Consider the following 24,199-nt stretch of genomic DNA (forward strand, 5'->3'; position numbering starts at 1 on the left):
CAGGTAATAACTACCTGCAACCTGCAACCTAAAATCTACAACCTTACAATGAAAGATATCCGTACATTATCACTAGACCAGCTTAAAGACTACTTTGTATCTTTAGGAGAAAAGCCGTTTCGTGCGAAACAGGTCTATGATTGGCTGTGGAGTAAAAATCTCCATTCAATTGATGAAATGACGAATCTTTCGAAGCCGCTTCGGGAGAGAATTTCTGAAGAATATACCATTAACCCTGTTTCCGTAGACCTTCTTCAGAAAAGTTCAGACGGAACCATTAAAAATGGAGTGAAACTTCATGACGGGCTGATGGTGGAATCTGTTCTTATTCCTACAGAAACAAGAACTACCGCCTGCGTATCTTCACAGGTTGGCTGCTCATTAAACTGCGAATTCTGCGCGACAGCAAAACTGAAAAGGATGAGAAACCTTGAAGTGGCTGAAATCGTGGATCAGGTAGCCCTTATTGACAGCCAGAGCAAAATGTATTTCGACAGACCGCTTTCCAATATCGTATTTATGGGGATGGGAGAGCCTATGATGAATTACAAAAATGTAGTGGAAGCAATTAAAAAAATCACCCAGCCGGAAGGATTGGGAATGTCTCCAAGAAGAATTACCGTTTCCACATCCGGTATTCCTAAAATGATCAAAATGCTTGCAGATGATGAACTGCGTGTGAAGCTGGCATTGTCTCTTCACTCAGCTATTGAATCCAAGCGTAATGAAATCATGCCTTTTTCAGATAAATTTCCGTTAACGGATATTATGGAATCTCTTCAATATTGGTACCAGAAAACAGGTTCTGTTATTACCTTTGAATATTGTGTTTGGAAAGGAATTAATGATGGAGATGAAGATATCAAAGCTTTGATCAAATACTGTAAACAGGTTCCTTCAAAAGTAAACCTGATTCAATACAATCCTATCGGAGACGGAAAATATGACCAGTGTAACAAACAGGCGGAAGAAAATTATATCCGTCAGCTTGAAAATGCAGGAATTACTGTAATGGTTAGAAGAAGCCGTGGAGGAGATATTGATGCTGCCTGCGGACAGCTGGCCAACAAAACAACGGATTAAAATTTCCTTAAAAAAACCTTAAAATTCTCTTAACCCCTCTTATAAAACCCTACCTTTGCGAAAATTATTTTGTGATGATGGATTTTCTTATGAGTGAGGACGGGTTAGAAAATGTTTATGCATGGGCTATTCCGTTGCATGCTACTGTTATTTTAGCTGAAATGATTTACAGCCACGTTTCGGAGGCTAAACTATATAGCGGAAAAGATCTTGCTACCAACATTTATCTTGCATTGATGAACTTTGGCCTTGACCTTATCATGAAGGCATTTGCCATGGGAGTAATGTTTTTCTTTTATCATCACAGGCTTTTCTCATGGGATCTTAGTATCTGGTACTTACTGGCTTGTTTTATCATCACAGATTTTGCTTACTATGTCCTGCATTATGTAGATCACCGTTCCAGAGCATTCTGGGCAGTTCATATTACGCACCATAGTTCAGAATATTTTAATCTCACCACGGGGTTCAGAAGTCCTGTATTACAGCCGCTTTACAGATATTTGTATTTCTCACCGTTGGCTTTTTTAGGATTTAATCCCTGGCATATTATGGTGGCGTATGCTATCGGGCAAGTGTACGGAACATGGGTCCATACACAGACGGTAAAAAGTATGGGATTTTTGGAATACATTCTTGTAACTCCTTCCCACCATCGTGTACATCACGCATGTAACGTTAAATATCTGGATAAAAATATGGGAATGTGTCTGATTATCTGGGATAAGATCTTCGGAACTTTTCAGAAAGAAGATCCGAATGTTCCTGTAAAATACGGGATTTATCCAAAAATGCCGGACAATAGACCAGACACGGTTCTGTTTTATGAATGGAGGAAGATCTGGAAAGACCTTAAGCAGCCCGGACTTAAATTTACAGACAGAATCAATTATATTTTCAATTCACCGGGATGGAGACATGACGGAACCGGAAAAACAGTAAGACAATATCAGAGAGAATATTTTGCAAGACAGGCTAAAAAGAAAGAAGAACAAAATCAGAAAGAACAAAAAATTGCATAATTTAAGTTTTTTACATCAATAAAAATCTATAAGGAAAAACGGGCTGAAAAGCCCGTTTTTCTATTTTAAAAGAATGAAAAAAGGTGAGTTTGTTAAAAGTAAAGTGTTTCAGCCACTATAAAAGATCTTCACAGGTAATATAAAAAGCCTTGTATTGTTCACTTCCAGCTCTTAAACTGTATTTTTGTACTATGAAAAAAATATTTCTGATCATTAGTATCATCATCACCCAATCTGCATTTTCACAGCAGACCGATTTTCTGAAAATCAGAAAATACAGGATTAGTCATTTGGATAATAAAATTCAGGAAACTTCCGGACTAAGCCTGCTGAACGGGAAATTATATACATTCAATGATAGTGGAAATGATCCCGAGTTGTTTGAGATCAGCAAGACATCGGGAGAAATTGTAAATACCTTGAAAGTTGAGGCTAAAAATAAGGACTGGGAAGCTCTGACGAATGACGGAACTCATTTTTATATAGGAGATTTTGGAAATAATGGCGGGAAAAGAAGAGATCTCGAGATTTATAAAATTCTTTTCGAAAATGACAGCCTGCAGAATAATCAGATCAAAAAGATTTCATTTCAGTATCCTGAACAAGATGATTATGCTTCCGGTTATCTGAAAACAGATTTTGATGCAGAAGCCATGATTTATCTTAACGGAAAAATTCACCTTTTTACAAAAGAATGGACCTCAAAAGCTACCACTCATTATACCATTGATCCTGAAAATTATGAGAAGCAGGATGCGATAAAGATAGAGTCTTATAAAACCAATTTTGTAGTTACAGATGCAGCTTATTTTGATAAAAAGCTGTATCTGGTAGGGTATACTAAAAAAACAGAAGTTTTTCTGGATATTTTTACAGAAACGGAGCCCGGAATATTTTTTAAACAGATCCCTAAACATTATTATCTCGGAAGTTCTCTTTCCATAAGCCAGATTGAAGGTATCACTGTAGATGAAACGGGAATTTATATTTCCGGAGAAAAGTTCAGATCTCCGTTGGGAAGTACAAAACCGTCACTTTATTTTATTCCAAAAGATCAACTCAAAGATTAATTTTCTCTTAAAATTGAACTAAAAAAATTATCTTTGTGAGAATTAATAATTATTCACCCAGCATTCGCAGATTGTGGCAAATACAGTAGAAGAGATTAAACGACCGATCAATGAGGAAATGAAGCTTTTTGAACAGAAGTTTTATGAATCAATGCAGAGTAAAGTACCTTTATTAGATAAAGTAACCCGTTTTATTGTTACTACCAAAGGAAAGCAGATGCGTCCTATGTTTGTCTTTCTTTGTGCTAAGCTGGTGGGAAATGTTACGGAAAAAACATATCGAGGGGCTTCTATGATCGAGCTGATCCATACTGCAACTCTGGTACATGATGATGTGGTGGATGAAAGTTTCAAACGCCGCAATTTCTTTTCCATTAATGCTTTGTGGAAGAATAAAATTGCAGTTTTGGTGGGAGACTACCTTTTGTCAAAATCAGTTTTATTATCTACCGATCATAAAGATTATGACCTGCTTGGGGTTATTTCCAGAACAATCCGTGAAATGTCTGAAGGAGAACTTCTTCAGCTGGAAAAAGCCAGAAAACTGGATATTACGGAAGATGTTTATTATGAAATTATCCGTCAGAAAACAGCCACTCTCATTGCTGCCTGCTGTGAAATTGGAGTTCTTTCCAACAGCTCAGATGAAGTTCTTGCGAAAAAGATGATGGATTTCGGAACCTATACGGGAATGGCATTTCAGATTAAAGATGACCTTTTCGATTATTTGAGCTCGAACGTCATTGGTAAACCGGTGGGAATAGATATTAAAGAACAGAAAATGACACTGCCATTGATCCATACCCTGAAAATGGCCAACGAAAAGGACAGAAAATACTATTTCGATACAATAAAGCGTTATAATAACAACCCGAAAAGGGTAAAAGAACTTATCGAATTTGTTAAAAACTCAGGAGGATTAGAGTATGCCATAACTGTAATGAAAGATTTTCAGCAGAAAGCCAAGGATATTCTGAATGAATTTCCGGATTCTGAAGCGAGAAAATCCTTACACATCATGTTAGACTATGTAATTGAAAGAAAATTTTAAATTAAATTATTTTTAGGGTTACAATAATAACGGCTAGAACTATACAAAATAAAGCGATTAAAAATAAATAATCCGCAATAGTCTCAAACGTATATTCACGCTTTCCATGTCTCGTTCTTATTGCCAGAAACGAAAAGAAGCAGCTACAGGCAAAAAGAATACAGGCAAAACCCGCAAATTCGTCCAGATACGTGCTCTGACTTATTTTAGCGATTTTCAAAGACGTAATTATAATCAATGAAAATCCTAAAAGATTGCTCGATGCATTTAAAATATGAGGTGACTTTTTTTCCATCTATACAATTTTTATCAAAATAAAGCACAATTTTTATTATTATCAAATTTTTAAAAAAGATTAATAAAAATTAAAATTAATTTAAAAAGTGTATATTAGCAGAATACTTGAAGAATAAAAAACTTTTTTACTTAGCTATGCAAACAACCTATATTGAAACACAGCAAATATCCTTTCAAGATTTTAAAAATCAAATACTTGATGACTACAGGTTAGGAAGGATCTCCCGTGAAATGTCTTATCTTGGAAGAAGAGAAGTCCTTACCGGGAAAGCTAAATTCGGAATTTTTGGGGATGGTAAAGAGCTTCCTCAGCTGGCCATGGCGAAAGTTTTCAGAAATGGAGACTTCCGTTCAGGATATTACAGAGACCAGACTTTTGCATTGGCCATAGATGCCTTAACAGTAGAAAGTTTCTTTGCACAAATGTATGCAGATACAAACGTAGAAAGAGAACCTGCATCTGCGGGAAGACAAATGAACGGGCATTTTGCAACAAGAAGTTTAAATGAAGACGGAAGCTGGAAAGATCTGACGGCACAAAGAAATATTTCTTCAGATATTTCTCCTACTGCTGGCCAGATGCCTAGATTATTAGGACTTGCCCAGGCTTCTACAATCTATAAAAGTGTAAAATTTGAAGGTTCTGAAAAATTCTCCAGAGAAGGTAACGAAATAGCTTTCGGAACTATTGGAGATGCGTCTACAGCAGAAGGACACTTCTGGGAAACGTTGAATGCTGCATGTGCACTTCAGGTTCCTATGATTGTTTCAATCTGGGATGACGGATACGGAATCTCAGTTCCTACAAAAAATCAGAGAGCCAAAGGTGATATCAGTGAGATGTTAAGCGGTTTCCAGAGAAAAGATGGTGAAAACCAGGGATGCGAGATTATTCAGGTAAGAGCATGGGATTATCCTGCATTACTGGATGCGTATGCTAAAGCAGAGCATTTTGCAAGAACGGAAAGCGTTCCGGTAGTTGTTCATGTGGTAGATGTTACCCAGCCTCAGGGGCATTCTACATCCGGTTCTCATGAAAGATATAAAAGTGAAGAGCGTCTTGCATGGGAAGCAGAGTATGACGGATTGGCAAAATTCAAAGAATGGATCTTGAATTATTCGATCGAAATTGACGGAAAAGAAGAAGTAATTGCTACAGCTGAAGAACTGGATGCGATTGATGATGAAGCGAAAAGGAAAGCAAAAGCCGGGCAAAAAACAGCTTGGGATAACTATCAGAGAGCTATTACAGAATTAATTCAGTCTATTTTACCTTTAGTAGAAAACCTTAAAGGTCAGAGTACTGAAGTTGAAAACTATATTACTAACTTCAACAAGCTGGTAACAAAAGCTAAAAAAGATATTTTCCATTTGGTAAGAAAAACTTTATTGGCAACAAGAGGAGCAAACTCTTCAGAAAGAAACCAGTTGATGCAGAAATACAATGAAGTGGCTGCCACTGAAAAAGACAACTATTCTTCTCACTTATACTCTCATTCTGAGTGGAAGGCTGAAAACATTGAGGAAATCAAACCGGTTTATTCCGACAGTTCTGAAGATGTAGACGGAAGAGTAGTCATCAGAAATAACTTTGATAAAATTTTTGAAAAATACCCTGAAACTTTAATCTTTGGAGAAGATACCGGAAACATTGGTGACGTAAACCAGGGGTTGGAAGGAATGCAGGAAAAATACGGAGCACTTCGTATCGCAGATACAGGAATCCGTGAAGCGACTATCCTTGGGCAGGGAATTGGTATGGCAATGAGAGGGTTGAGACCTATCGCTGAGATCCAGTATTTAGACTATGTTCTTTACTGTTTACAAGGAATGAGTGACGATCTTGCAACAGTACACTACAGAACCAAAGGAGGTCAGAAAGCTCCGTTGATCATCAGAACAAGAGGGCACAGATTAGAAGGAATCTGGCATTCAGGTTCTCCGATGGCAGGAATTTTAAACCTTTCAAAAGGTATTTTAGTATTGGTGCCAAGAAACCTTACGAAAGCTGCAGGATTCTATAATACAATGCTTCAGGCTGACGAACCTGCAATCATTGTAGAATGCCTTAACGGATACAGATTAAAAGAAAAACAACCTGATAATTTAGGGGAATTCACCGTTCCTGTAGGTAAAATTGAAGTAACCAAAGAAGGAAAAGATGTTACCCTTGTTACTTACGGATCTACATGGAGAATCGTTACGGAGGCCGCTAATGAATTGGAAAAATTAGGAATCTCTGCTGAAGTGATTGATATCCAGTCATTGATTCCTTTCGATTTATCCCATGAAATAGCTGAAAGTGTTAAGAAAACAAACAGGTTGGTTGTGATTGACGAAGATGTGGAAGGAGGAACTACAGGATTTATCTTACAGCAGATCCTTGAAAAACAAAAAGCATTCAGATATCTGGATTCAGATCCGTTAACGATTTCTGCAAATGATCACAGACCTGCCTATGCAAGTGATGGTGATTACTTCAGCAAACCGTCTGCAGATGATATGGTAGAAAAGATCTATGCTATGTTCAACGAAACAAATCCTCAGAAATATCCGGCTATATTCTAATTGAGATTTTAAATAATAAAACTGCGGGCTTTCAGATTTCTGAAAGCCCGCAGTTTTTTATATTAAGAACTAGAATAGAGATTTAGTTTTAATTAATATCCTTCATTCAATATAATCCTCAGTTTACTCAAAGTATTCATCAGCGTAGTACTTGCCATAAGCTCTATAATTTCTGTTTCTGTGAAATGCTCTGTCAGTTTTATTTTGGTGTTTTGCTTGAAAGTATTTTAATAATGTTATTAAATAATTCTATTCTATCCTGAGGGCTGAAATTTAGCAAATGAGTATATGTACGCAAAAAGACATTTAATGTATTTTGTCTTTATTTAAGCTATTTTGAGTTTGCTCTCTCGTCTTTTTCTATCAAAATTTGTAGAATAATTTATAATTCAACGGATTTCAAATGAAAAAGAAAGCATTTCTTCTGTCGACTATTTTTTCTGCTATTTTTGTATATGCACAGGTGGGAATAAATACAATTACTCCTAAAGCTACGCTTGATATAGAAGGCAACCCTTCTGATATTTCAAAAATAGATGGGCTTATTGTTCCTAGATTAACACGAGCAGAACTTACTACAAAAGGAGACTCTTTATATGGTAACCCTCAAAACGGATCCCTTATTTATATTACTAATGTTTCTGGTGGAAATAATTTATCTCAAAGAGTGAATATTACTGCTACTGGATATTATTATTTTGACAGCAATATAAATCAATGGAAAAATATAACAGGTGGACCGTGGAATATGGTAACCTCTATCATACCTGCTTCGGCTAATAATCAAGACATTTATCAAATGGGCAAAGTGGGTATAGGAGACTTCTCTATAGAAAGCCCAACGGCAGATTTAGATGTTAAAGGAAGTGTATTTACTCGTACAGATTCAGGTATAAGAAATATGCTTTACTTTAATTCCACTGCTACGGCCACACCAGATGTTCTTATGAAAAGAACTTCAGCAAATAATCTGCAGACAGAGGCTGTATTTACTGTTAGAAATAATGGATCTTCAGGAACTGTGAACGTGCAATCTTTTGATGCTGTTGCAGATTCTTTTCCCTCATTTGCAATCAATAAAGATGGAGTGATCGTTTTAGGAAGCGGGGATGCAGCTACAGATGTAAGACTATCCAGAGGAGGAGCTAATTTATTCAGAGCACAAAATACGACGTTTGCAGTTTCTCGTACAGGTCCTATAGATACAACTCCTGCAATCAGAGTATCTACGAATGACTTAAATAGTGTATCAAATCCTAATCCTATGTTTGAAGTAATGATAAATGGAAAGCTAAGATGGGGAGCAGGAACTGTAAATATTCCTGATATTAACTTAGAAAGAGATGCAACTACATCAAAATTAAAACTCACAGGTGTTGCATATAGTGGAAGTGCGGGAAACAGATACTTACTTATAGATCCATCTACAGGGTTGATATCGATGTCTACCGGATCTGCATCAAGCGTAGCTAGAAGTAGTAATGCTTTTTCTAATATTGCGAACTATGATGTTGTCATTGAAGATTTAAAATCGCAAATCAAAAGTCAAAATGAAAAAATAACCCAGTTGGAAATTATTTTGAATAAGCTATCTTCTCAAATACCTAATTAATGAAATCTTTTTATTTTTTTTTTCTTTTTTACTTTTCCTTTGGGTTTTCTCAAATTCAGGGGTTAGGTATCAATACTCATATACCAAAAGGAGTTTTAGACTTATCTACTTTTGATGGGAGTAATTCTACAATGGGTTTAGTTTTACCAAGGGTTGATAGTATAAAAAGTGTTACTTATATAAGAGATAATCATATAGCCCATGGAACTGTAGTATATGATCTGGAAAATAATTGTCCCAGAGTATACTTACATCATTTACAAAATTGGACTCAATGTTTTGGTGGCAAAAATACGGTTGTCTCTACTTCCGAGTCTGCCAAAGAAAATGATTGTTTTATATTTAATAATGTTAATTATTGTCTGTTAAAATCGAGTACTGGAAAACTGTGGCTAAATAAAGATTTAGAGGATTCAGCTTATTACCAATGGGGAAGAGGAAGTGATGGTCATCAATCTCCTGTTTCTTCTGTAATAAATTTAAATCCCAAGCCTATACCTTTTATAAGTAATAACTTTACTGAATTTATTATCAATTATAATACTGATAAAAATTGGATTGATCCAAGTTTCACCAATCATTCTAGTCTTTGGGATTCTAATACAATATCTTCCTATAATCCTTGTCCGAGTGGCTGGAAAGTTCCAACAGAAGAAGACTTCTCCAGTTTAAGTATAGGCGATATTAATAAACTTTTTGGGTTTATAGCAAATACTCGTGGTATTAGACAAGGAGATAAGGAAGGAACATTTAGTAATAATGGATATTTTCTTTGGACGAATACTATTGATCAGGCAGATATGAGTAAAGCTGTTAAAGTTTCAAGTGGCAGTATTTTAATTTTACCTCAAAGAAGAGACTCTGGTTTAAGGGTGAGATGTTTAAAAAAATAACTGTAATAATATGACTAATATATCTAAACTTACTTTTTTTATACTTTCATTTCTTTTAAATATTCATTATGGACAAGTGGGAATTGGTAATTCTCACCCTAATGGTTTACTAGATTTAAACAAGAATGATGGGAAAAACAATTTAGGTCTGGTTTTACCAAAAGGAGAACTAGCATCTTTTCAAAATGCATATAAAGGAACGGTAGTATATGATTTAACTGATGAGTGTGTTAAAATAAAAGGTACATCATCCTGGGGAGATTGTATAGTTGCGACTAAAGAGATGCAAGTAGCAGGAAATTGCTTTTATAATAAAGGTATTAAGTATTGTGTAGAGAATATAAATGATTTTTTTTGGTTAGATAGAAATCTTGGCTCAACCACTACGGACGGACAAAATTCTTGGTATTTTCAATATGGCAGAATAGATGATAATCACCAAAAAAACAATTCTCCTAGCATAAACTATAATACAATATCTAATAAATCAATTAGTGTATTTGAAATGAATCCAGAATATGAAGGAAAGTTTATAATGAATCCTGATAATCCATATTGGATGTTTCCAGATATAGAAATGAAATATTCCTGGGATAATCAACGTGCACATTTGGCAAACAATCCATGTCCGAAAGGATATGCTGTTCCTACTTCTCAACAATTTATGTATTATCTGCAAATAAAGGGATTAACAAATATTCCTAAAAATGGATTCAGATCCAAATCAACAGGAGTAATAACGGACAACAATGTTGGATATTATTGGACCTCCAGCTTATCTTTAAAAAGACATGTCCATATTGCAATAAAGATACTAAACAATACTTCTTATGAATTGGTAGAGATGTCAGCGGCAAATGGACTAAACGTCAAATGTATTAAAACAAATTAACATGAAATTTTTATTAAAAATAAATATATGCTTCCTTTTCTTAATACCTATATGTATTTCTTCTCAAATCGGAATACATACTGAAAATCCAAATGGAGTTTTAGATGTAAATAATCTCCCCGGATCAAATAAATACGGTGTTGTTTTGCCTAATACTAATGATAGTACAACGATTCAAAATCCAACTAACCAAGCGATAGTAAGTGGAACCGTTTTTTTTAATAGCGAGATGGATCAAGCACAATTCAGAAACCATAAAAATAAATGGGTAAGTATGAACGGTATAACTGATAACCTCTCTAATGGAGCTTATCTTTATATAAATAAACATTTTGTTGAGGTTCCTAAAGGAACATTCTACGTTCAACTTCCTCAATTTCAAAAAGAAGTATCTTCAGGAAATTATATTTTTATAAGTAATGCTGAAATAACGTTGCCAAATGGTTCCATAATGGATATTCCTTCAGGAGCTAAGCTGCTTACAACGGAATATATAGCCTTAAACCCGGCCTTATTATCAAATAAATCTATATTTCATGGAGATATATGGAGTTTTTATAATTCTAGTTCCAGAATTAAAGTTACAAGTTTAGCCAGAATAAAATTTCTGGGAAATAATAATATTGAATTAATATCCAACAGATCTGTTACATCTCCTTCGAAAATAAAAATTGACCTTAGTAATATTAATTCTATTAAATACTATTTTGAGAGTAGCTCTTCATACTTTACTCTTAATAAAAAATTTACTTTAAATCTTACTAAAAATGACTTATTAATTGACATAGATGATGACTTGAATGAAAAAACAAAAAGTTTTTATAAACTTAGAAATAATAATATTGAATTTCAGTCAGCAGGAATATACAATGATATTGTTCAAAATAAAAAATCGATTTTTGCTACCACCAGTAATTTTAATTACTCTAATAATTATGGGGGTAGAATTTTTAAGATTGATTCTCTGGCTCGCCTGCATTTTTTAAGTGAAAATATCAGCTTAAAAAATACAGCTTCCTTACAGCAAGAGATTCTTTTTAATAATACTATTTTTACTCCTTCCATTGAAATAGAGGCAAAAAGTGTTTATAATATCTGTAAAATAAGCGGAGAATCTAATGGTACTATATTTCCTAATAATGTATTAGAATCAAATAAAATTTTCTTAATTGGTTATAGCCCGGCTTTAATTTCAGACATAGAAAATCTTCAATCTGCAACAGATCCTAATGATGTAAGTTCCGGAGGAGTTGAAGGTGTATCCGATATAAATACCAGTGATATTGATGGTTTGGCACAGAGTGTATATTCTTCTTTAAATAAAGCAGCAAATAGAACATTTTTATGGCCCGATTTAGCAAATGCTTCTAATCCACAGCATATGAGAGATTCTTTCTTGAGAATAGAATATATATTAAAATCTGTGGTTGTTCCTAATAGCATATATTATAATGACAGTACAGTAGTAGATATATTAAATAATGCCTTGGATTGGTTGTATAATAATAGGTATAATCATTTAACGAATGCTTATGTGGGTAATTGGTGGTTTTGGGAAATAGGAGTAGGAGTACGTATTGCAAATATTGTTACTTTAGGAAAAGGATTATTAAATAGTAATTTGTTAAATAAATTAGTAGATGAATCAATTTATTATTCTCCTGATGATGATACAATAAGACTTCATGATCCGCTAGTAGCGGGGCAGCCCCAAAATCAAGTGGCTAAAGATGCAAATAAATCTAACTTAACATATATAAGTACTATTAGAAATGCTTTTAAAAATAATACAGCTAATTTTACCAATAATTATTTGTCGTATAAGTCTCAAATGATTCTTTCAACCGGATTAAATGACGGGCCTTTGGAAACAGGTGATTTTATGCATTTTGGATTTGCTTATAACGGAGGCTATGGAAGAGTATTTTGGCAAGATGCTGTAAGATTATATGTATTATTTAAATCAGCAGGAATACTTATAGACACTGACGTTGAAAACTTTCTGCTTAATATTTTTAAGAAAAACTTTTCTCCATTTACTTATAAAGGAAATGGGCTCCAAGCGTTCATAGGAAGAGGGGTGTCTAGAAAATCAGAAGACTTTTATGCAGGAAAAGAAATATATAATCAAGGGTTATTATTAGCAAAATGTATTGATAAACCTGGATTTTCAAACGAAATACAAAAAATAGCTAAGCATCAAATAAATAATTTTGGATTAGATTTGTGGAAGAAAAGAGCTTATAATGCTTATATAAGTTCTCTTATTGATGAATTACAGAATAATAACAATATAATTTCTGAATATCCTTTTTTAGGACCTAGTGTTTATCCGATCTCTGATAGAGCAGTTTTCCGGGATTCAAAAAATACCTCAACTATTTCTGTATACTCAAAAAGAACTAAAAATTATGAGTCCATTAATGGTGAAAACTTTTTGGGACATTATGAAGGATACGGCCTTATGTTAAATCATCCAGACCACACCAATACTTTTCATGATTTCTATTGGCCTACTGCAGAATATAAAAAACTTCCCGGAACAACAACGACTGATATGCCTCTGGAAACATCTATCTCACCTACTAATTTTGTTGTCGGTAAAAATGCCGGATTAAATGGAATTAATGATTTTTCTAATTCAATTAAACTAGATAATTTCTCCTTTACATCAAATCACTTAATTGGCTTACAAAATAATGATATAAGTGCATATAAATCTTGGATGATGACTGATGGAGTAATTGTTCATACTGTCTCAAATATTATTAGTAATAATAATTATTCTACAAAAACTGTTATAGATTACAGAAAAACAACTACTGGTGGAGGATCAAAAGTTTCTTTCAATAATAATTCAAGTACTAAGCTCATAAAGAATATTGCTCCTTCTGATTATACATCTAATATTTCTTCTATTTTTATTGATGGAGTAGAAGATACCTCCAGAGGAACAGGTTATATTTTTCCTTCTTTTTTAGGTACAAATACATCTGGGAATAATTCGGTAGATGGTGCTTTTAATATAAAATTTACCCAAAACTCAGGAAAATATCAAAATATTAATAGTACAGGAGACACGCTTTCTGTTAGAAGATCTTATTATTATATTGAAAGATATCATGGAGTTAATCCCACTGGAACAAATTCTAACTTTCAGTATATTATTTTACCATCTACTACCAAAGCGGATTTACTCAATTTTACAACAAATAATCCTGTAAATATCTTGCAGAATAATAACCAGCATTTAGTGAGTTATAAAATAAATAATAATGAAACTTTATATGGTTTAGCTAATTTTAACCAGGCTAATCCATCAAACTTACTACTAAATAGCTATGAAGATTTTAAAGAAATTATTGTATCCAAAGCCTCTATATTTTTGATGAGAATTGACAAAAATTCAAAGAAAATAAAACTTGCTTTTGCAGATCCCGATTTTAACCAAAATCAAATTTATATTAAACTTAAAGGTGTTTTAATGAATAATTTAACAGGAGACATCAGTAATGTGATTTCTAACAATTTTACTAATGGCTATACCGAGCTATTATTGGATGTATCTTCAAGTCTGGGAAAAACCTATTTGATAGAATTTAACTACCAATAGAAGATAAACAATACAGTTAATTGTATTAAGTGCTTTTTAAGTTGATCTTCTCTCCTCCATAATATTTATTAAAATTAGAGATTTTTAGAGAAGGTCAAGAAAAATCTAAGATGGAGATCCTGGGATTAATATTAATGAAAAGATATGTTTCCCAGGAATTCATTTTATTTGAATGATAGCTGCTTATTTTAGAGCGGGAACATTTTATAGAATATGTTATCAAACATTGGCGGCCTTTTTCATCTTCTTCTCTTCTAAAAGAGTTTTACAATCCTCTGCTTTATTAGGGTCATAAACATGATATTTCGTTTCCCATTCTTCCAATTGATACAAAATCGGAAGCAAAGCCAATCCTTTTTCCGTAAGAGAATATTCTACTCTTGGAGGAAGTTCCTTAAACTCTTCACGAATAACAAGACCGTCTGTTTCCATCTCTCGAAGCTGATCAGTAAGTACCTTTCTGGAAATAACATTAATACGTACAGCAAGCTCACCAAAACGTAACTTCCTGTCTTTAATAACGAGAACAATAATTGGCTTCCATTTGCTTCCCAAAGCGGCCATTGCCTTGCCCAGAGGACAGCTGTATTGCATTAATTCATTCTTTTTCATAGAGAAATATTGATTTTAAATACCATGTGAAACCGCAGTTTCATACGTTACTTTGATGTTACTAATGTAAGTTACTGCGAAGTTACCACTATTTTTTCAATGAAGGATACAAAAGTGAACTATTATTAGTTACTTTGTGTAACAATTATAAAATATAAATTTAAATATGAGCACAATGTCATTATTTAAACCGTTTCAATACAAGAATTTACAGCTTAAAAATAGAATTGTAATGGCTCCTATGACCAGAGCACAGTCTGACAATGGAGTTCCAACACAAAATATCGCAGACTACTACGGAAGAAGAGCCGCTTCAGAAGTTGGATTAATCCTTTCCGAAGGAACCGTTATCAACAGGCCTGCATCCAAGAACTTACAGAACATTCCTGATTTTTATGGAACAGAAGCTTTAAAAGGCTGGAAAAATGTAATCGATACCGTACACCAAAACGGTGGTAAAATGGGACCTCAGATCTGGCATGTAGGAGATACGAGAATGTCAGAAGAATATCCGTTAACAGCTATGGAAAAGGCTTCAACAATGACGATTGAAGATATTCAGGATACTATTGCTCAATTTGCTGCTTCTGCAAAATCAGCAAAAGACCTTGGGTTTGACTGCCTTGAAATTCACGGCGCCCATGGCTATCTTATCGATCAGTTTTTCTGGGAAGTAACCAATACAAGAACAGACGAATACGGCGGTAAAACATTAAAAGAAAGAAGCCGATTTGCGGTAGAGGTAGTAAAAGCAATCCGAGCAGCAGTAGGAGAGGACTTTACCATTATCATCCGTCTTTCGCAATGGAAACAGCAGGACTACAAAAGTAAACTTGCCCTTACTCCCAATGAAATGGAAGATTGGCTATTACCGCTAAAAGAAGCAGGAGTAGATATTTTCCATTGTTCGCAGCGTCGCTTTTGGGAACCGGAATTTGATGGTTCAGATTTAAATTTTGCAGGCTGGGCTAAAAAAATCACTGGACAGCCAACCATTACCGTAGGTTCCGTTGGGCTAAATGGAGATTTTCTGAATGCTTTTGCAGGTCAGGGAACAGAAAAAACAGATCTTACAGAACTGATCAGAAGACTCGATAATGAAGAATTTGATCTGGTGGCAGTAGGAAGAGCAATTTTACAGGACCCTCATTGGGTGCAGAAGATCAAAGAAGGCAATAATGAAGCTCTTCTGGATTTTTCAGCAGAAAGTATGGGCGTATTATTTTAATGTCAATGGTCATAGCAAATTTATTTCACGGTTAATTTTTTACAGCATATTTTATTTTCCGATGAATGAGAATTAGCTATCCATCAACATAATTCACTTTATTTTATATTTAATTTTCACCTATTTATTAAGAAACCTGCTTTCAGAATTTCTGAAAGCAGGTTTTATTTTTTCAATTTCTAAGGACAATCTATAGTATCAGGCAGACATCTCCAGCGGGGAGGCGCTCCGTTATTACCTGGGATATAGCAAGCGGTTGTTCCGGTTGGACATTCCGGAGCGTTACCTCCATTAATTTTCTTTAATTCTGATTTTGCTAATTTTTTTACATTTTTCATAAGTAATAATTTGTTGATAAAAACAAAAATAATATTTTTTATAAACGATATAGTATTTTGTATGTAATTTTGAAATATACATTATTTAATTATCTAATTCATGTCTCAAATAACACTATACTGGGAAAAGTTTGCAAAGAGTTTAAAAAATGATTCCTCCAGGCTGCCGGAACTGGCCGGATCTTTTCATTTTGGAGGAAAAGAAGATGCTACCTCTATTTCAAAACTGGTCATATCCGGTACCAAGAAAGCGACAGCATCTTTATTGTGGGTTTATGAAGAAGAAAATAGTCCCATTCCTCAAATTGGAGAATATAATGTGATTACAGATTCTGATGGAAACCCGGTTTGTATTATTCAGACAACTCATATATCCGTTATTCCGTTTAATGAAGTGGATCATAAGTTTGCATTTGATTGCGGAGAAGGAGATCAGACACTGAAAAGCTGGCGTGAAATGTATCAGGAATATATACAGTCAGAATGTGAGCGTATCGGAAGAATTCCTACGTCAGAAATACCACTCGTTTGCGAATATTTTAAAGTAGTATTTACTGAATCTCTGTAAACGTATATTGAAATAAAACAAATCCGCTCCCATATATGATGAGAGCGGATTTTTAACAGATTTAAATATCTAAAACTGCCATAATGAAATGACAGGAGTGATGTTCTTATAAACCAATATTTTTAGTAGGTTTCAACTGCTTAAGGATGCTTTTCGGGATCGCATTTTTGTGAACAAGGATCGCTGTTGATTTGTATTCAACATAAGGTCTTGTTACATAAAGATATCCTGCGAAATCATTCGTTACTCCCCAGGAGTTTTTCACCATATAATATTCTTTGCCGGTCTGGTCTTTTGCCAAACCTACGATATGCATACCGTGGTCATCCGTGGTAGAAAGATTGTTAAGGGCTTTCTGACGCATGTCTTCAGTAATTGTTTTATCTTTTTTAGGCTCTGTGAACAAAGTCTGCTTGTTGTCTGCATTAATCTGGTCAAGATCCATATCCGGAACATACGCAACTCCGTTTTTATAAGAGAAATAAGGCTCGGAAACGTCAGTTGCCCAACCTACAGAATATCCTTTGCCAACAGCATTATCAATAATTGCTGTAAGATCATTCATCGGAACATTCCAGTCAGAATCATGGCTCCAGTTATCAGGAATCGGAACTACAAATTTCTGATAATATGGATAATCCTTATAAGAAGACAATTCCACATAATCTTCAGGGTTAATTCCCACTACTTCTTTAGCAAATGTTTTTGGAGTATAGTTTTTCCCTTCATAAGTAAAGTTAGCAGGTACTTTTCCTAAATATTCATCAAGAATTGCATCCACAGAATCCATCCAGTTGTCCGTAAGTTTTCCTTTGGAAGAAGCCTGAACCAGGCTGTCAAGAACTGGCTTCAGCTTTCCTTGCATTTCCTTGAAGTTGTTTGTAGTCTGCCCGGCTTTTAATCCCGTATAAACATCCTGAGGAACGGCCCCATACTTTTTGTACATGTTGATTACATCATGAAGTTCACCTCCGTCACCCCAGCTGATGGCTCCATTATTTAAAACATATAATTTCGCTTTATCATGATAAGAGTTTCTGGCCGTGAAAATTTCAGCAAGATCTACAGGCTTTTTACCCATCCTCTGCATTTCAGATTCAAGGAAAGAGTTTCCTGAATAACTCCAGCAAGTTCCCGAAGAACCCTGATTTTTTACCGAAGTAGCACCAACATCTTTTAACGTTGTGAACTGGAAATTAGCATTTTGTGAGTGGTTGTTTTTTAACTTGTTGATTAAGTCATCTTGGGCAAACATCATACTTCCTGCAGACAAAACAAAAAGTAATGATGCAATTTTCGCATTTTTCATTACTATAAAAAGATTATTTATATTAATAGTCGTTAATACTAGAGATTTGTTACAAGGGGAAAAGTTAAATTTGAAACGAAAAAAAATTGTTAAAAGTTTAAAAATAGCTAAAAGACTGATTTGCAAATTTGCTTTTTTATCAAAAAAGTTGATCATGTTTCCAACCCACAGAGAAATTTCCGCATCTATCATAATATAACTCCTGACTATGGAAAGAGAATTATTATTAGAATGCCAGCGTAGCAACCGCAATGCACAGCGGAAAGTTTACGAGAAAATGGCCAGCAGACTATACTCTGTCTGTAAGCGCTATCTGAAAAACGATGAAGATATAGAAGAAGTATTGGCCGATACATTCTATAAAATCTTCACGAAGATCAGCCAGCTTCAGAATCCCGATACCTTTGAAGCCTGGGCTAAAAAAATTGCAGTGAATGAATGCCTTCAGAAATTAAGAACAAGTAAAGCCTTGTTTATTTCCCTGGAAGAAAACAGCCTGATCAATCCTTCAGAAGGAAGTACGGAACATATATCTTTTGAAAAAGATATTCTAAACCTTCTGAACTTTCTGCCCGAGGGCTGCAGGGCGATCTTTAATCTTTTCGCGATTGAAGGATATCCTCATAAAGAGATTGCTACGATGCTTTCTATTAGTGAAGGGACATCAAAATCCCAGCTCAATTTTGCTCGGAAAAAACTACAGGAACTTTTAGTGAATCAAAACATTTAAACTTTTACAACAATGGAAAATAATCATATAGATCAACAATTCAATGAAGCTTCTAAGCTTTCAGAAGAGCCAGCTGTTTTTCATGGTTTTGAAAAAGTATGGGGAAAAATTGAAGAAAAATTAGATCAAAAGCAAGAGAAAAAGAGAACAATCCCTCTTTGGCTGCCTTATGGGATTGCGGCAAGTCTCGTCATTGGTTTGGGAGCTTTTTATTTTATGAATAAAAATGAAACGGCACAGCCTTTAAAGCCTGTAATCGTTGAGAATACAACTACAAGAGGTCCGGTTACCCGATCAGAGATTGCAGAAATAGACAGCTTAACGAAAAAAAATATTCAGAAAGAGAAAAAAATTGATAAACCAGTAGAAAACCTTGCCATCCATAAAGTTCCTGCACCTGTTGTATATTCTACTGTGGTTCCGTCTCCACTTCATACCTCAGCATCTGATGATGTAATGCCGGATCAGAAACGTCAGACAACAATAACGGGGAATATGAATGACACTTTTACTGAAAAAAGATTTTCAGGTCAGCGTAAAGATACCAATACCGTTAAAAATATTGAAGAAGTTGTAGTAACTGCCTTAGGATATAAAAGAAAAGAGATTTCTGTTACAGGGTCATCAACAGTGGTAAGCTCACAGAATATTGCACCACAGACTACCGGTTATTCTGCATTGCAAGGGACTGCGGCTGGAATACAGATTTCATCAGATAAGAGAAGAAAAAGAGAAATTAAAAAGACATTTGATAATATAAACCCTGGCTATCTAAGCAATAATCAGATCATGATCAGAGGAGCCGCTACTGTTAACCCGGGGAACCAGCCATTATACGTCATTAACGGGGAAGTACGAAATGGAGAGTACCTCAGTGCTTTAGATCCCAACAAGATTGAAAGTATCAATGTCTTAAAAGGTACATCTGCTGCTGCAATTTTCGGAAGCAGAGCAATGAATGGCGTAGTTGTAGTGATGACGAAAGACCTTTCAAGAAAAGAAAGAAAAAGATTGGAAAAACTTGAGAAAGAGATTGGTAAAGAGAAACAGATTTCAGCAGTACCTAATAATGAAAGCTATGATGATTTTGTTGAAAATCCGTTTGAATTAACAAGAAGCCAGCCTTTGTCTACATTTTCAATCGATGTGGATAATGCTTCCTATTCCAATGTCAGAAGAATGATCAATAACGGACAGGTGGTTGATAAAAATGCAGTAAGAATTGAAGAAATGGTTAATTATTTTAAGTATGATTATCCGCAGCCTAAAAATGGAGAACCATTCTCAATCAGTACGGAATACAATGATGCCCCATGGAATCCGAACCATAAACTGCTTAAAATAGGACTTCAGGGAAAAAATATTCCTGTAGATCAATTACCCGCATCCAACCTCATCTTCCTTATCGATGTTTCAGGCTCAATGAATGAAGAAAATAAATTACCATTGTTGAAATCTTCCTTTAAAGTTTTACTGGATCAGCTAAGATCAAAAGATAAAGTAGGAATTGTTGTATATGCCGGAAGTGCCGGAATGGTATTGCCCCCAACTTCAGCAGGGGAAAAAGATAAGATAATAGAAGCGCTGGATCGTTTGCAGGCAGGAGGAAGTACAGCAGGAGGTGCTGGCATTGAACTGGCCTATAAACTGGCACAGGAAAATTTTGTGAAAGATGGAAATAACCGTGTCATTATTGCAACAGACGGGGATTTCAATGTAGGAATGTCTTCAACCTCAGATCTTAAAACCTTAATTGAAGATAAAAGAAAATCCGGGGTTTTCTTAACCTGCTTAGGTTTCGGAATGGGAAATTATAAAGACAATACGCTGGAAACCCTTGCTGATAAAGGAAACGGGAATTATGCTTATATCGATAATATGCAGGAGGCGAATAAGTTTTTGGGGAAAGAATTTGCAGGAAGTATGTATGCGATTGCCAAAGATGTAAAGATTCAGATCGAGTTTAACCCTGAATATGTAAAATCTTACCGACTGATTGGTTATGAAAACAGAAAACTTAAAAATGAAGACTTTGCAAATGATAAAATAGATGCCGGAGAATTAGGAAGCGGACATACTGTTACTGCATTGTACGAGATTATTCCGGCCAATGTAAAATCAGAATTTCTTCCGAAAGACAGTGATCTGAAATATACACAGAATACCACTTCAAAAGAATTTGGAGATGAACTGGCAACCATAAAATTCAGATACAAAAAACCGGATGGACATAAAAGCCGTGAGATGAGTCAGACTGTGAAAAATGTTGATAACAGAATCACTTCAGCAAGTCCTGATTTTAAATTTGCCTCTTCAGTTGCATGGTTCGGGTTGGTTGTAAGAAACTCGGAACTGATTAAGAAAAAAGATCTTTCTGATGTTGAAAATCTTTCCAGACAAGGTAAAAGCAAGGATGAAGAAGGATACCGTTCAGAATTTATCAGACTGATAGAGACCTACAAAACAATTCAAAAGTAAATTTTAAAAAAAGAAATTTCCCCGGAAATTTCTTTTTTTATATTTTTAAAGCATACTAATCACCGATGAGAAAGAATTATTTGCTGTTGCTGCCGTTTACCATCACCTTATTAAAGGCACAAAATTCAAAATTATATTATTCCGGAACATTTTTAACACCTAAAAATAAACCTCAGAACTTTTTAAAAATTTATAATAAAAGCAGTGGTATTTATGAACTTACTGATGAAAAAGGATTTGCCATTATTGCTGCTCAGCCTTACGATACTCTGACGTGGAATAACGGGAAGAATATTGAAATAGTTGCTTCTTTTCAATTGAAAGAACTCAAGACCATATTGGAAAGCCAGACAGAAAAAAAAGAAGTTAAAAATATCTACAGTAAAACTTATGACAGCCTGGTTGCAAAAGAGACAAAAGATGAATTCAGTATTGAAAAATCTAAAACCGTTTTAAGTGAAGGCTACGACATTAACTTCAATGAAGTAAGGAAGCTGAAACAAAGAAATGAGAATACTTATAAGCTAAAAAGCCTCAATCAGATCACATTATTGCTGAACGGAAGTTTTACAACTTCTTTTGATGTGAAAAGCCGAAATTCTATTCCGGAAACTCAAAGTAAATATGTACAGGGAAGATCAGAAAACGGAAACCTTTTCTGGAAAGGGCCTGAAACAAACGAAATGTTCAGTTTCGGACCGGATATTTCCACATTGGGATTTACCGGTATCCCTTATGAATATGATCAGAATGGAAAATTAATACCGTGGGTTAATGGGCTTCAACGGGCACAACCATATAATAACAACCTTTTTAAAACCACCGTTGGATATAATAATCAGCTCAATGTAAATGCATTTATTAAAGAAGGTTACCAGGAAAGAATCCGCCTATCATTAGATCTGGGACAACAGAAGAACCAGATGTATTTTATAGATCAGTTTGATATAGCCAATACTTTTAAGACAAGGCTAAATACAAATTTCGGAGGATATTCCGTAAACCTTGCATTTAATTATGAAGAAGATAAAGCTACCAATACCAACAGGGCAGGGCTTTTCAACAGAGTTTATCAGAATTCCCTGCTGACTCCGGTTTCCTTTTCCAATGAACAGCAGATATTCCTGAGTAATGGTTCACAGAGAAGTTACAGCCAATATGCAGATAATCCTTCTTTCCTTTTTATGCAGGATGATAAATACCGGTATCAAAGAAATCAAAGGCAGTTTAGCCTTAGCGCATCTAAAACATGGAGGAAATTTAAGCTGGATATCAACCAATCCTATGAAAATGACAGAATTCGGAATGTAGACAGCTATAAACCCTCTACCTATGGCTTCAGCAGCGGAATATTGAATGAAAGAACCCAGACCAACAGTTTGTATCACTCCAATATATTGGGAATTTATACATTGGGAGACTATAATTTTAAAAATGCTTTCAGTCTTAATTTTATTTTAAACGACAGGAAATCGGATGTTTATAATAGTTTGACCCATCGTCAATACCTTTATCAGAGAACATCTCAGGATCATATTTTTAATTATAATATGGAAATTCGTGATTATGATTTTGAGGCCGGGTTCAATCTCGGAAACTCGTTTTATATTTCCAATACGTCTCGTCTGAACAATTATTGGCTTCCGAAAGCGAATGCCTATTTGAAATTCAATGATATCTTTAACTGGATAAATTACAATTTTAAATTAGTGGGAAGTTATACTCAGTTAAGCTCTGAACCCGAGATTACAAGATCATACGCTTCATATGCCGCTACATTGCTAAATGCTGAAAATTACAATCAATATTTTCCCGTACAGGAAGCTGAAAGTTTCAGAAATCTTCTCAATATCAACACCAGGGAATGGAAAGTGGGCGGTAAATTAAGTTTCAGCTATGATATCAGTGTAGAAGGAGAGTATTTCAACAAAAAAATTACAGATGATCTATTTCCTGTGTTTGAAAATAATGAGTTGAGGCTAAAGAATATGGCAGATCATACCTACAGCGGCTATGAGTTTACCTTTATCTATGACAGAGTCCGGCTTGGATATGATTTCTATATGAACAACAGGATTTCATTTTTTAAATACAGAGATCTGGTGGATAGGGTTGCTCCGGGATATCAGAACCAGGCGATTGCAGGGTTTAAAGATATTCATAAAACACTGGCTGAAGGGCAGGTTCTTGGAGTCATAACCGGAAGCTATTTTGAAAGAAATACAGAGGGACAATTGATTATTGATGAATTCGGATTCCCTAAAAAAGCAGCGGGAAAGAAGATTATTGCAGATCCTACACCGGATTTTGTGATGAAATTCAATCACAATTTTGTATATAAAAACCTTTCCTTAGACATCAACTGGGAATGGAAAAAAGGAGGCCAGCTCTGGAACGGAACACAAGCCGTTCTCGATTATTATGGCCGTTCTTATGACTCAGGAGAAGAAAGAAATATCCGGAATTATGTTTTTCAGGGAGTGCAGGCTAATGGAAATGTCAATCAGATTCCCGTAGATTTCTATGATCCTAACCGGAATGTTCTTGAAAACAGATGGGCGAGATATGGTTTTGCCGGCGTAGCTGAAAATTATGTCCAGAAATCAGATTATGTGAGGATTAATAATATCGCATTGTCTGCTAACTTTCCTGTCAACTATGGCAAGCAGAGAATAAAACTTACTTTTTATGTGAATAATATTCTGCTTTGGCAGGCCAGTAAGGGAGCAGATCCCAATCAGAATTTTTATGATATGGATAATGGAAGAGGTCTTGATTTTTTCAATCTTCCATCCTTTAAAACATTCGGCTGCATTGTTTCATTCAAATTTTAAC

At 34.8% G+C, this 24,199-nt stretch carries 17 protein-coding genes; 14 read left to right on the plus strand and 3 right to left on the minus strand.

Annotation, left to right across the window (positions count from 1 at the left end; all coding sequences use genetic code 11):
• Positions 1-48 precede the first annotated feature (48 nt).
• The 9 genes from rlmN (at position 49) to F3J23_RS14110 (ending at position 14,101) form a co-directional block, all read left to right on the plus strand.
• Positions 49-1,083, plus strand: a complete 1,035-nt coding sequence (gene rlmN, locus F3J23_RS14070; RefSeq protein ID WP_167030147.1) for a 23S rRNA (adenine(2503)-C(2))-methyltransferase RlmN — start codon at positions 49-51, stop codon at positions 1,081-1,083.
• 77 nt (positions 1,084-1,160) lie between these two features.
• Positions 1,161-2,105, plus strand: coding sequence for a sterol desaturase family protein (locus F3J23_RS14075; protein ID WP_410497948.1), 945 nt, complete (start codon positions 1,161-1,163; stop codon positions 2,103-2,105).
• Between the two features lie 191 nt (positions 2,106-2,296).
• Positions 2,297-3,175, plus strand: coding sequence for a hypothetical protein (locus tag F3J23_RS14080; RefSeq protein ID WP_167030149.1), 879 nt, complete (start codon positions 2,297-2,299; stop codon positions 3,173-3,175).
• Positions 3,176-3,248: 73 nt separating this feature from the next.
• Positions 3,249-4,226, plus strand: coding sequence for a polyprenyl synthetase family protein (locus F3J23_RS14085; protein ID WP_167030150.1), 978 nt, complete (start codon positions 3,249-3,251; stop codon positions 4,224-4,226).
• Positions 4,227-4,658: 432 nt separating this feature from the next.
• On the plus strand, positions 4,659-7,091 hold the full coding sequence (locus tag F3J23_RS14090) for a thiamine pyrophosphate-dependent enzyme (protein WP_167030153.1): 2,433 nt from the start codon (positions 4,659-4,661) through the stop codon (positions 7,089-7,091).
• A 403-nt stretch (positions 7,092-7,494) separates the two neighbouring features.
• Complete coding sequence (locus F3J23_RS14095; protein WP_167030156.1) at positions 7,495-8,703, plus strand: hypothetical protein; 1,209 nt, start codon at positions 7,495-7,497, stop codon at positions 8,701-8,703.
• Entirely contained in the window at positions 8,703-9,596 is an 894-nt protein-coding gene (locus F3J23_RS14100) for a hypothetical protein (protein ID WP_167030159.1), read from the plus strand. Before F3J23_RS14095 ends, F3J23_RS14100 begins: the two co-directional genes overlap by 1 nt.
• Positions 9,597-9,606: 10 nt before the next feature.
• Positions 9,607-10,488, plus strand: a complete 882-nt coding sequence (locus F3J23_RS14105) for a hypothetical protein (RefSeq protein ID WP_167030161.1) — start codon at positions 9,607-9,609, stop codon at positions 10,486-10,488.
• Position 10,489: 1 nt separating this feature from the next.
• Entirely contained in the window at positions 10,490-14,101 is a 3,612-nt protein-coding gene (locus F3J23_RS14110) for a polysaccharide lyase family 8 super-sandwich domain-containing protein (RefSeq protein ID WP_167030164.1), read from the plus strand.
• Between the two features lie 219 nt (positions 14,102-14,320).
• Here F3J23_RS14110 and F3J23_RS14115 read toward each other — a convergent pair whose 3' ends face one another.
• A complete protein-coding gene (locus F3J23_RS14115) occupies positions 14,321-14,713 on the minus strand; it encodes a winged helix-turn-helix transcriptional regulator (protein WP_167030167.1) in 393 nt (130 codons plus the stop codon).
• A gap of 166 nt (positions 14,714-14,879) precedes the next feature.
• Here F3J23_RS14115 and F3J23_RS14120 point away from each other — a divergent pair, with 166 nt between their 5' ends.
• Positions 14,880-15,941 (plus strand): NADH:flavin oxidoreductase, encoded by a 1,062-nt coding sequence (locus F3J23_RS14120; RefSeq protein ID WP_167030170.1) that lies wholly within the window; start codon positions 14,880-14,882, stop codon positions 15,939-15,941.
• Between the two features lie 179 nt (positions 15,942-16,120).
• Here F3J23_RS14120 and F3J23_RS14125 read toward each other — a convergent pair whose 3' ends face one another.
• On the minus strand, positions 16,121-16,279 hold the full coding sequence (locus tag F3J23_RS14125; RefSeq protein ID WP_167030173.1) for a bacteriocin-like protein: 159 nt from the start codon (positions 16,277-16,279) through the stop codon (positions 16,121-16,123).
• Positions 16,280-16,379: 100 nt separating this feature from the next.
• Here F3J23_RS14125 and F3J23_RS14130 point away from each other — a divergent pair, with 100 nt between their 5' ends.
• Positions 16,380-16,847, plus strand: a complete 468-nt coding sequence (locus F3J23_RS14130; RefSeq protein ID WP_167030175.1) for an ASCH domain-containing protein — start codon at positions 16,380-16,382, stop codon at positions 16,845-16,847.
• A gap of 106 nt (positions 16,848-16,953) precedes the next feature.
• Here the strand turns inward: F3J23_RS14130 and F3J23_RS14135 are convergent, their stop codons facing one another.
• The gene (locus F3J23_RS14135) at positions 16,954-18,156 is read right to left on the minus strand and encodes an aminopeptidase C (RefSeq protein WP_167030178.1); all 1,203 of its coding nucleotides are present in this window, start codon (positions 18,154-18,156) and stop codon (positions 16,954-16,956) included.
• Positions 18,157-18,364: 208 nt separating this feature from the next.
• On the opposite strand from F3J23_RS14135, the gene F3J23_RS14140 reads away from it, so the two are divergent.
• The 3 genes from F3J23_RS14140 (at position 18,365) to F3J23_RS14150 (ending at position 24,198) form a co-directional block, all read left to right on the plus strand.
• Positions 18,365-18,886, plus strand: coding sequence for an RNA polymerase sigma factor (locus F3J23_RS14140; RefSeq protein WP_167030181.1), 522 nt, complete (start codon positions 18,365-18,367; stop codon positions 18,884-18,886).
• A 12-nt stretch (positions 18,887-18,898) separates the two neighbouring features.
• Complete coding sequence (locus F3J23_RS14145; protein ID WP_167030184.1) at positions 18,899-21,364, plus strand: vWA domain-containing protein; 2,466 nt, start codon at positions 18,899-18,901, stop codon at positions 21,362-21,364.
• A 65-nt stretch (positions 21,365-21,429) separates the two neighbouring features.
• Entirely contained in the window at positions 21,430-24,198 is a 2,769-nt protein-coding gene (locus F3J23_RS14150; RefSeq protein ID WP_167030187.1) for a hypothetical protein, read from the plus strand.
• Position 24,199 lies beyond the last annotated feature (1 nt).

The organism is Chryseobacterium sp. Tr-659 (genome assembly GCF_011752975.1).
In the GTDB taxonomy this organism is placed as follows: Bacteria; Bacteroidota; Bacteroidia; order Flavobacteriales; family Weeksellaceae; genus Chryseobacterium.

What these genes read in the sequence shown, in the direction of transcription:
- F3J23_RS14125 (WP_167030173.1), bottom strand. Translation starts at nt 16,279, where the DNA reads ATGAAAAATGTAAAAAAATTAGCAAAATCAGAATTAAAGAAAATTAAT.
- F3J23_RS14095 (WP_167030156.1), top strand. Translation starts at nt 7,495, where the DNA reads ATGAAAAAGAAAGCATTTCTTCTGTCGACTATTTTTTCTGCTATTTTT.
- F3J23_RS14110 (WP_167030164.1), top strand. Translation starts at nt 10,490, where the DNA reads ATGAAATTTTTATTAAAAATAAATATATGCTTCCTTTTCTTAATACCT.
- F3J23_RS14150 (WP_167030187.1), top strand. Translation starts at nt 21,430, where the DNA reads ATGAGAAAGAATTATTTGCTGTTGCTGCCGTTTACCATCACCTTATTA.
- F3J23_RS14115 (WP_167030167.1), bottom strand. Translation starts at nt 14,713, where the DNA reads ATGAAAAAGAATGAATTAATGCAATACAGCTGTCCTCTGGGCAAGGCA.
- F3J23_RS14090 (WP_167030153.1), top strand. Translation starts at nt 4,659, where the DNA reads ATGCAAACAACCTATATTGAAACACAGCAAATATCCTTTCAAGATTTT.
- F3J23_RS14140 (WP_167030181.1), top strand. Translation starts at nt 18,365, where the DNA reads ATGGAAAGAGAATTATTATTAGAATGCCAGCGTAGCAACCGCAATGCA.
- F3J23_RS14135 (WP_167030178.1), bottom strand. Translation starts at nt 18,156, where the DNA reads ATGAAAAATGCGAAAATTGCATCATTACTTTTTGTTTTGTCTGCAGGA.
- F3J23_RS14120 (WP_167030170.1), top strand. Translation starts at nt 14,880, where the DNA reads ATGAGCACAATGTCATTATTTAAACCGTTTCAATACAAGAATTTACAG.
- F3J23_RS14075 (WP_410497948.1), top strand. Translation starts at nt 1,161, where the DNA reads ATGGATTTTCTTATGAGTGAGGACGGGTTAGAAAATGTTTATGCATGG.
- rlmN (WP_167030147.1), top strand. Translation starts at nt 49, where the DNA reads ATGAAAGATATCCGTACATTATCACTAGACCAGCTTAAAGACTACTTT.
- F3J23_RS14145 (WP_167030184.1), top strand. Translation starts at nt 18,899, where the DNA reads ATGGAAAATAATCATATAGATCAACAATTCAATGAAGCTTCTAAGCTT.
- F3J23_RS14105 (WP_167030161.1), top strand. Translation starts at nt 9,607, where the DNA reads ATGACTAATATATCTAAACTTACTTTTTTTATACTTTCATTTCTTTTA.
- F3J23_RS14080 (WP_167030149.1), top strand. Translation starts at nt 2,297, where the DNA reads ATGAAAAAAATATTTCTGATCATTAGTATCATCATCACCCAATCTGCA.
- F3J23_RS14100 (WP_167030159.1), top strand. Translation starts at nt 8,703, where the DNA reads ATGAAATCTTTTTATTTTTTTTTTCTTTTTTACTTTTCCTTTGGGTTT.
- F3J23_RS14130 (WP_167030175.1), top strand. Translation starts at nt 16,380, where the DNA reads ATGTCTCAAATAACACTATACTGGGAAAAGTTTGCAAAGAGTTTAAAA.